This is a genomic window from Dialister sp., assembly GCF_036343215.1.
In the GTDB taxonomy this organism is placed as follows: Bacteria; Bacillota; Negativicutes; order Veillonellales; family Dialisteraceae; genus Dialister.
The window spans coordinates 1-2,606 of the sequence record NZ_JAZASU010000162.1; the positions used below are offsets into that span (position 1 = coordinate 1).

Sequence of the window (2,606 nt, forward strand, 5' to 3'; positions counted from 1 at the left end):
AATAATTATGGAAAAGCCCTCTCCCCGCCCGATGGTCTCACGGATGGGCGAAAAGTCGAGCGGAACGTGACCGGAAGTGTCGATGAAGGAACATTGATGGTCAGGATATGACTTTTCAAAACCTGCTGCTGACGAAGAGGAAGCACTCAGCAGGAAAATAGTCTCTCTATCTAAAATGTCTTGATCAGGAAATTCCTTCAGAGTCATAGCATCGCCGCCCGATCAGAAATAGCCCTTGTTTACGAATTCTATGTGCTCGTACTCCCCTTCTTTCTGCAAAGGGGCACACAGGCTGGCCGCGCAGATTCCGCCCGCTATACAGTTGCACAAAGAAAGAAGGGATATGGTCGTAATATACTCTTTCCCTCGAAGATAGGGATCATTCTCCCGTTCAAAATGAATATTCGCCAGCCACTTGTCTCCCGTATCAGAAAAGCGGGCCTGGTCAGTATAGAAAACCGCATCTCCGAATGTCTGTGAAAAGGCCTGCACGGCTTCTTCGGATTCCGTGGTCAGATATATGGAATTGCACCCCCACTCAGCCTTCCGCCTTCTCACAATCTCAATCATTTCCTGAATGGACGGTTGAATGGCATGATGAGGCAGATGGAGAGCATTCATATCCGTCCCCCGGAAGAGAACGCCCAGGACTTTTCCCCTCCCTGGAAACAACCTATCATACTCGGCTTTAACAGTTGCTTTCATTTCCGAATTCAGATGAAAATATTTTTGATAGACAGTCTTGCATTCCTGGTAATTATATTTTTTCTCAAAATCCTCAACATAGTAATTGCTGTCAAAACCCGCAATTACATTTCTGCTCCGATATACCTCGTCGACTGTAAAGGAGGACAGGGGTTCATAAAACTGATTCCATGCATTGACTGTACCAACCTGCTCCGGCAGCAAATACTGGGATTCAAAGTTTTGCATGTCGATGACCGGAATATATCCCGCTTTTTCTATTCGCTCCAGCTGATCAAGAAAGCTGAAATTGATCGAGTAGATTCCGTTCCTCTTCCGAATAGGCTTAGACAGTACATAGAAAGTTTTGTCCGGATTTTTTTCACCATATGAATAATGAAAAACCATCCTGTCCCACTGGTTCCGCAGCAGGAGCTTCTCTTCCGGAATATGGAAGTGCCGGATCAGATCCTCTTTAATTTCAGAATCCGCTGCGCTGACGATCAGGATGTAATCATAGTCTGCGGAAGACAGTTCCGCCTTCTCATAAAACGGAATGTCGGGAATGACATCATTATCCTCCTTTGCCGGATTGCTGTCAGAACACCCGACGATGTCAAAGCGCAGGCGGATATAGCCGATTGCGTCCTTCAGCGTCCCGCCGATGCCGTAGACAATGACTTTGTAATTTTCCTGGCGGCTGATATAGTTTTGGTATTGTCTGCTTTGATCAGTCATCACATTTTATGAGGAAAATCACCTTCTTCTCACATATTATGCAAGAAGATTACCTAATCCTGCTCGTTTCCATTCCAGTAATAGAAGATATTTTCTGACGGGATGCCCTTCTCCTGAAGAACTGGCGTTATGCTTTTCCAATGCCTGGGGCGAAGCATGATTACGAGACCGGAGTCATCATCAGCCACCCGGCTTGCCGGAATCACCGGGAATTCACCGATGTGATCTGTTGCATAGCACCCATCCGAAATCACGAAAGCCTTGTCTTTCACATCAGCCTTCCGAATGATATATGAGCCTTCTGTTGTGTCTCCATAAAAAAGAACACGGTCAAACTTTTTCACCCATTTCAGGACTTCCTCTGTCGCTTTGTGCTGCTCCGGAGTAGGAAGTTCTTCTGCGAAAGCTCCCTCATCCCATTTTTTCTTCTGCATATACTCCCGAATAACAGAGACCGGATAGCCAATTTCAGACAGTCGCTTCATCAGTTTTCGGTATTCCGCTGACGTGATATAGTGTCCGGAAGGATTGAAAGATTTCTTTTTTACGAAAGGAACCCCTTCCTCCAGAAATCGGATTGGGTTGGAATACAAGCTGTGTCCGCAATCTGAAGAAAAGGCACCTGTCCGAAATCCTCTTTCTTCAAAATAATGGGTAAGCTCCAGTTCGAACGTCGCAATCAGGAAGCTTTTTGAATGAACATTGAATTCCGTCTCTTCCCAATATTTCCAAAAGACATCAGACGAAAAAAGATGCTTGGAGAAGCAGAGGAAAAAGGATTGAATGTGATTGTAGGGGATTTCGTCGAGATGATATTCCGTAAGCCCCCACAGGTCTAAGTTTCTGTTCTCCATCTCCTCAACTGCTTTGTCTATCGAACCGACAGGTCCGAAACAGGTATCATTGAGGAAAAAAAGTTCATCATATTCCTGCAGTTCCTCTTGGGAAAGCAGATGCAGCAAGGCATATTGCCAGGCGCCGGCATCGTATCCCTCGTTCGGTCGGAAGAAAACGCAATCTGAAAATCCGCATAAAGCCGCGGTACCCATCTCTTCCAATTCGCCGTTCACCACAAAGACAATCTTACGGAACAATGTCTTCACATGATTCAAAAGATACAGGGTGCTGCTATCCAGTTTGCCGTCTTCTGAAAATACTGGAAAGATACAAAGGCGATTCATATA

Annotated in this window: 3 protein-coding genes; all 3 read right to left on the minus strand. The window is 45.5% G+C overall.

Annotated features, from left to right (window positions below; genetic code table 11):
* Nucleotides 1–207: hypothetical protein (locus tag VZT47_RS10010; protein ID WP_330224818.1), on the minus strand; the 207-nt coding region annotated here is incomplete at its 3' end.
* Between the two features lie 15 nt (nucleotides 208–222).
* Entirely contained in the window at nucleotides 223–1,422 is a 1,200-nt protein-coding gene (locus VZT47_RS10015; protein ID WP_330224819.1) for a hypothetical protein, read from the minus strand.
* A gap of 53 nt (nucleotides 1,423–1,475) precedes the next feature.
* Nucleotides 1,476–2,606 (minus strand): rhamnan synthesis F family protein (locus VZT47_RS10020; RefSeq protein ID WP_330224820.1); only part of this gene is annotated, 1,131 nt, incomplete at its 5' end.